The following is a 7,511-nucleotide window of genomic DNA, read 5'->3' as shown; positions in this document are numbered from 1 at the left end:
AGGGGCGTGTCGACGGCGACGAGCGCCCCCAGCACGTCGTAGTGCTCGACGACGGGTGCCTCATCATCGGCGGTCTCGGCATCCCACCGCAGCATGCGATCGCCGAGATAGGCGACCCGCAGCCGGCCGCCGTCCGGATGGTCGATGAGCACGCCGCGGCCGAGGCCGTCGTAGGTGTAGCGCACCGACGCGCCCTGGGGCAGTTCGGCCCGGTAGCCGGGAGCGGCGGCGAGGTCGTTCGGGAACTCCTCGAGCGCCGCGCCGTCCGGCGTGCGCCGGGCTCGTCCCCCGATCACCCACTCGCCGCGGTCGTTACCGGCAGGGGCGGATCGCTGGACCGTCTGCCCGCGCCCGTCGACGTAGACGATCTCGACGGCGGCGTCGGCGATCGCCGCGGGGTCGGCCTGCGCGAGTTCGGCGACCGTCCGCCCGGCCGTGCGGGGTCGAACCGAGACGGTGTGCGCCGGCTGCTGCGGCGTCGACGGGTCGTACGCGTGCGATGCCGAGAAGCCGGTCAGCGCCTCGGTTCCGTCCGCGGTGGTGTCGAACTGGGCGACGAGCCGGCCGGACGCGGAGTATTCGTAGCGCGTGCGCACGCCGTCGGGTGTGGTCACCTCGAGCGGCTGCACCGTGCGCGGATCGAACCGTGCCGTCGTGGCGCGGCCGAGCGGATCGACGCTGCGCACCGGGAACACGCGATCAGCGTCGTACTCGATGGTGGTGCGGCCGCCGGTCGGATCGGCTTGGGCCACGACGTTCCCGGCGGCGTCGCGCTGGACCGACTCGATCGTGCGGAACCAGTTCTCGCCGATCCGGGTGAGCCCCCAGTCCGCGCCGATGCGCACCGCGTAACCGGCAGGGAGCCGGTCGCCCACGAGCATCATCTCGATACGGCGCGTCATCAGGCCCCGGGTGACCTCCCCCTCGGCAAGCCCCTGGAACGCCGGGCCGTCGTAGCGCACGCTCTCCTCGCCCAGCAGCGCACCGTCGCCGTCGCGCGTGGTGATGCGGGTCGGCAGGCCGACGAGCCACGACGCTTCGTCGGCGACGTAGGTGATCTCCTGGATCGTGCTCCTGCTCTCCGCGTCGCCGTCGAACCGCAGCGCACGGCGCTTGGAGACGACGTTGCCGAACCGATCGTATGCATACGAGGTCTCCTCGACGCGGTCGCGCCCGCCGTCCGCGATGTCGGTCGAGGTCGCAGACACCAGGTGCGGGAAGCACACGCGAGCGCCCCCGGCATCCGTGAACTCATCGCGAGCGGCCCACTCGATCCGGGTGCGGTTCATCGGATGCCGCGCCCCCGAGTCGTCGAGGACGAACAGGTCGACGCCGACCGTGGCGCCCGCGAGTGCGTGCAGCCGCGTCCGCGCTGTCTCGTCGCGCTGTACCGCGGTCGCGGGGCCTCCGGTGTCGCCGAGATGGAACGAGGTCCGCCGGACGGTCGTGGGCATGCCCGGTTCGCCGACGCGGGTGACCTCGACCGCCTCGAAGCCGCGGAAGACGCGGTCGAGCGGATCGAAGCAGCCGCGTTCGTAGTCGAAATCGGTGCGCGCGATGGCGCCCGTGATCGCATCACGGTCGAGCAGGGTGCGCACCACCTGCAGCGGGAACGGGAGGTAGGTTCCCCAGCGGTCGCCACCGCCGCCCGCGTGCCCGTTGCGCAGCGTCGTCGTGCCGGCGTAGAAGATCTCGGTGCTCAGGCCGCAGCCGTTGTCGACTCTGTCGAGGAGGTAGGGCTTGCCCGCCCCGTCGCCGACGGCCAGATCGAGGTAGCGGGGTGCGGACGTGCCTCGCCGCCGCCACAGCAGTCCCGGAGTGCCGGTGCCGAGCAGGTCGATCAGCTCGAGCGTCGCGACATCGGGAGGCGGCGCGAACGGCACTTCGATCGGTGCGCTCCAGGCGCGGCCGCAGCGATTGAGCCAGACCAGCAGGCGGTCACCGTCGACATAGAGCAGGTCAGTGGTGCCGTCGCCGTCGACATCCGTGAGGAACAGGTTGCGTTCCCGGTACAGACGCGGAAAGACCGGCGGGTCCGCCATCTCCACGATCGGGCCGAACCGTCCGCGGCCGAGGTGCGGCCAGTACCGCACGAGTCCGGAGCGAATCTCTCCGAGCGTGCGCATGCCGTCGCCTGCGAAGTCCGCAACGAAGACCCCGGGATCGTCGAGCCCGAGTTCCGGTGCTCCACCGGCACCGCGGGGCACGAACTCGGTCGAGTCGAACGACGCGTCACCGTCGCCGTAGAAGATCGTGAGCCCTCCCGGACCGGACTGCAGCACGTCGGTGACGCCGTCGCCGTCGAGGTCGACGAACCGGCTGCTCGCGCCGCTCACCGCGAGCGTCGCCTGTCGACGCGGCACCTGGGGTCCCTCGCCCCACTCGCCGTTCGCGAGGTTGCGCGCGACCCGGTGGACCCGGCTGCCCACGCCGATGAGATCGGCGCTGCCGTCCGCGGACGTATCGGCGAAGGTGACGCCCGGCGCACCGAGTCGTAGAGACGCCGGAGCGCCCGGCATCCGGCGTGCGCCCTCGAAGGTGCCGTCGCCGCGATTGCGCCACCAGCGGTGCCCGGTCGCTCCGGTCTGCAGCACATCCGGCAGTCCGTCGCCGTCGATGTCGACGAGCGCAGCGTCCGCGGCGCCGATCGGCAGCAGCTCGTCGTCGGATCCTACGGTCAGCAGGCGCGGATCGAGACCGAACCCGCTGTATCCGAATCCGAGCGGGGGCTGCGGATCACGGCCGCCGTCGGCGGCGATGCCGTCGTATCGCACGTGGCGCAGGAGGGACAGACCCGAACCCGTCGCCTCGTCGTAATCGAGGGTGAAGTCCCCGACGAGCGGGGGAGCGGTCCGCGTGCACAGCCGCTCGACCCGATTGCACCGGAGGCCCGTCGTGATGGCGAAGCCGGACCGTGTCGTGGTGAACGCGTCGGGACGCTCGCCGTAGACGAACTCCAGCCCGAAGATGCCCCACGAGGCAGTCTGCAGGTACAGCTGTCCGCCGTCGCGGCGGTAGGTGTACGAGATCTCGTTGCCCGCGGCATCCGTCTCCCGGCTGCAGTACCAGGCGAACACCCGGCCGGCGTCTTCGATCCGAGAGGCCGCCGTGTCGCCCAGCACGAACGCGCGGCCGTCCTTCGTGCGGATGCGCCAGCCGGCGCCTTCGCGGCGGATGTCCCAGAACTGCGTGTCCGATCGCGGCCGCCACCGCCCGTCGCCGACGTCGATGAGCCGGTCGCCTCCGAGCAGCAGCGGATCGTCGTCGTCGTACTGTGGCACGCCGGTGTCGGTGCCGCGGACGATCGAGAGGATGCCGGACAACTGCCAGCCCATCCCGAACGGGCCGTTGCCCTGGCCGGTCGAGTACCGGATGCCGAGGTTCGGCCGGATGCCGCCGGGTCCGGCGGGCACGTCGAAGGGGATCGCGTAGTTGCCGGTTCCGCGGAGCAGGTCGGGCTGGAAGGCGTCGCCGAGCGGTCGGAGCCCGCCGCCGCCGCGAGCGCCGAACAGGCTTCCGTCCGCGCCGGATGTCGTCTCCATCGCGGTCTACTTCCGGTAGTCGAAGCGGTACTGCAGCACCAGCGTCGCGCCGCGCAGCAGCGTCGGGTCCAGCCCGCCGCGATCGGTGCGCAGCGGACTGTTCTGGGGCGGCTCGATCGTGATCCTCCAGTCGCCGAGGACCTTGTCGCCCATCGCGTCGGCGAGCGCGTTGCCGGCGTCGGCCGAGATCGAACCCGCGGCATCCGTCGTCAGCGTCACGGGGTCCTCGCCGGGCAGGTCGATCGTCACGTCGATGCCGGAGAGGTCAACCCCCTCGGCGCCCTCGAGGACGAGCGCGAGGGCGGCCGTCTCGAGCTGCGTCTCGTTGCGCGGGAATGAGTCCGCGCTCATCCGCCATGCCAGTGTGCCGGTCTGCAGCATGCCGAACCACGCCTCGGGCACGTCGTAGCGCAGTGCGAAGTCACGCACGTGGATGTCCTCACCCGGTCGCAGCGGCGCCGCGAGGATCGCGTTGCGCAGATCGTCGCTGTGCCGCGTCGAGTAATAGAGCACGAGCTGCACGTCCGAGATCAGGCGGTAGTCGAGGTTGTTGCTGCCCGGGGGGAGCGTCAGCTCCCAGCTGGTCGCGATCCCGTGCCCCTCGAACAGGCCGAGGCGGCTGACGTCCGCCCGGAACACGTAGGCGTCACCACGCAGCGTGTAGTCCGAGAGCACCATGGTGTCCACGCCGTGCACCCGGGTGCGCTGGCCGCCGTCCTCCGTGCGGTAGTACGAGATCCCGCCGCCGCGCAGCGTTCCCCGCACGCCGCCCGCCGGCAGGAGCCCGACGATCTCGACCTCGATCGCCTCGAGCCGCTGGCCGTATGTGCCGGGATGACGGCGGTCGAAGTCGTAGAGCGACGTGTCGAAGCTGAGGGTGCCGGTGGTGAGGAAGTCGCGGAACGCGAATGGGTATTCGTTGCGCAGCGAGAGCACCTCTTTCGCGGGCGACTCCTTCTTGGCGACCGCCGAGATGAAGTGGTAGGTGAACGAGTCGATGTCGCGCAGCAGCAGATCGGACCCGAGAAGGTCGCCGGTCGCGGGCACGCTGTACTCGGGTCGGATGACGGACAGCGCGCTGTCGGTCTCGAAGTTGTAAGCCCGCTCCATGAGCTTGGCACCCGCGATCGCCCAGTACTGGTACGCCCGCGAGATGTCGCGGACGATGCCGGCCATCCGCGTCCACAGCTCGGGTGTGAACACCTCGTCGTCGAAGGCGTTCAGCGCATCGGCGACCATCGCTCGGCGCTGGTTCGCCGCGTGTGCCTGGTAGCTCGCAGCCTGCGCGCGGGCGTTCGCGGCATCGCGCTGAGCGTCGGCGATCGGGAGCCCCGCCTGTGCCTCCCGGATCTGGTCATCCATCCGGCTGAGCTGATACTCGTAGGACTTCTGGCCGCCGATCAGGGTGGCGGCGGCGGCGAGCTTGCCCGCATCGCCCGACCAGGAGCCGGACTCGATCTCCTGAGCGAGCTCGCGGATCTCGCTCTCGTACCAGTCCTTGCCCGCGCCGTGCGCGGTGGCGATCGACTGGGCGGTGTACTGCCAGTACCCGGCGCTCTCATACTCGACTCGCGCCCGCTCCGCGTTGTCGAGCCGCACCCGGGCGAACTCGACCGCACGCTGGGCTGCCGCCGCATCCCGTGCCGCGGCCTTGGCCAGCGCCTGCTGGGTCGCCGCCTCGGTCTGGGCGAGGGCGAGGGCGCTCTCCAGGTCTCGACGAGCGGATGCTTCGGCCTCGGCTTGCACGGTGAAGTTGATGTATTCGCGCTCGGCCTGGATCGCCTGCTGTGCGAAGCCGCGTGCCACCTGCTGCAGGTATTCGAATGTGAATGTCGGCGTGTTCGTCAGGCCGAAGAAGTCCAGGCCCCCGCGGATGTTCGCCCAGCGGGCGAGCACGGTGAGGACCAGTTCCGCCACGGCGGGGTTGACCGTTTCGGGCACGTTGTCGGGGTCGGCGAGCACCGTCGCCGCGACGGCGCCCGCAGCCGCGAGTGACGCGGTCGCGTACAGCGGGGCCGCGGGATCTGTCGTTCCGTCCTCACGGGCGACCTTGGCGTAGACGTCGCGTGCCTCGTCGACCCGCTCGTATTTGAAGAGACTGTCGCCCCACAGCAGCGTGTTCCTGGCGAGCTTGACCCACAAGCCGGGAGCCTCGAGTTCGGGGTTCAGGTATGTGTAGCCGGCCGCGTCGAGGTAATGCTCCTCGGCTCGTGCGTAGTCGCCCAGTCCCTGATAGCTGTCGCCGATGCCCATCGGGATCACGAAGGCATAGAGGTGGGTGAGGTAGCTCGCCGTGGTGGCGGCGGAATCCATCGGCGGCACCAGGTGGGGGATGAGGCGGATGTCCTTGCGGGGCTCGTACACCTGGGCGACGAGCGTGTCGAAAGGAGCGTCGGCGCCCTGGCGCCACTGCAGCTCGACGACCCGATCGGCGACGGGGATGCCGACCGTCCAGGCGTCGCGACGCGACACCGGCGTGTTGAGCTGGTCGATCGGGAGGCTGACGAAGGATTCCTGGCGGTCGAGCCAGCGCAACGGGGCCACGGCGGCGGAGGCCTCGCCGATGTACGCCAGCTCGCTCACGTCGTCGGTGCCCTGCGCGCCGCGGAGGAACTCCCGGAGGGGCTGCGTGAAGGTGACGGCAGCCCCGTTCCCGTCTCCGACGAGCAGCCGCTCGGCGACCGGTGAGCCTCCGAATGCGCGGAGCCGGTGGCCGACGCGCAGTCCGCCGACGGCGGGCTCACCGTCCTCGATGGGCGAAGAGGAAAGGGTGGCGAGCCGTTCCTTCGCGACCGCGAACTGCGCCTCCGCCGTGGCCTGGTCACCTCTGCGGGCGGCGGCGATGCCGGAAGAGTGCAGCGCCTGCGCAGCACCGGCAGTGTCACCCGTGGATTCGAAGACCTCCGCGGCGCGGGTGGCCACCTCGGCGGCACGATCGTTGCTTCCGACACCGAGGAGCGCCGTCGACAGGTTGAGCAGGGCCACCGCCCTGATGGCGGGTTCGTCGTCGCCGATGTCGGCGGCCGCACCCTCGAGCAGCGGAATCGCGGCGGCGGCATCGCCCTGCGCAAGCAGCCGGGTGCCGGCGTCTATGTCGGCGGCGAGCGTCGCGGACTGAGGACGGAAGCCCAAAGCGGTGAAGCCGATGTTCACGTCGGCCTCGAGGGGCTCGGTGACGATGGTGCGCTGCGGGGCGACGACGTCGGGCCGCATCACCTCCATCAGCTTGACCGTCGCGGTCGTGAAGGCGGATTCGACGGCTCGGCCGAGGGGAAGCCGGATGCGATCGTCGATCATGACCTGGATCGGCTTGACAGCCGGATTCAGCAACGCGTAGCAGGAGGCCTGCGCGTTCTTGTAATGGCGCAGCGCGGCGCCGTGGTTGCCTCTCGCGGCAGCATCGGATGCTTCACGCAGGAGTCCTCGGATGGCCTCGACGGCCATCGCGGCGGAGTTCGCCGGGTTGACCGTCAGGTCGGCGTAGCGAAGCGGTCGCACATCCATCGTCGTGATGAAATTCGCCGCATGCTGAATGGATCGGGCCATGATGAACCGCCTTCCGCGTCGGATCGCGGCGCCCGCATGCGACAGCCGTCGTCTCCAATAGCAGGAGGTCCGGGCATCCGCCCTGATACATAGATATAGACCTCGCCACGGGGCGTCGCCAGTACTCGAACGCACGTCGACTCTGCAGGCGGCCCGGCCGTTCGTGTCACCGCGGAAGGGTCTACGGATACTGGGGCCGGCCGCCGTCCCACGCCACCGCTTACCGCACGCATGGCCCGGTCGTGCCATCCGATCTCGCGGCGGAGGTCGCGCGCCTGGCTTCCCGAGAGGACGACGAGAAGGTCGAAGCCCCCCGGGTTCTCCAGCACGCCGCCGAAGTCATCGGGAATCGACCAGGTCACCGCGAAATGGCGAACCGCCGGCATCCGGACGGAGCGGCGAATGTGGACCATTGGACGTCTC

General features: G+C 70.3%; 2 protein-coding genes. Both read right to left on the bottom strand.

What is annotated here, in order from left to right; translation table 11 throughout:
• The coding region (locus VFX99_RS05095; protein WP_329665233.1) for a SpvB/TcaC N-terminal domain-containing protein at positions 1 to 3,542 on the bottom strand (3,542 nt) is incomplete at its 3' end.
• A gap of 6 nt (positions 3,543 to 3,548) precedes the next feature.
• On the bottom strand, positions 3,549 to 7,088 hold the full coding sequence (locus VFX99_RS05090) for a hypothetical protein (protein WP_329665232.1): 3,540 nt from the start codon (positions 7,086 to 7,088) through the stop codon (positions 3,549 to 3,551).
• Between the last annotated feature and the right edge of the window lie 423 nt (positions 7,089 to 7,511).

Source organism: Microbacterium sp., from assembly GCF_036277215.1.
Classification (GTDB): domain Bacteria; phylum Actinomycetota; class Actinomycetes; order Actinomycetales; family Microbacteriaceae; genus Microbacterium.
The sequence above is the reverse complement of the archived record's forward strand: the minus strand, read 5'-3'. Positions and strand labels throughout refer to the sequence as shown.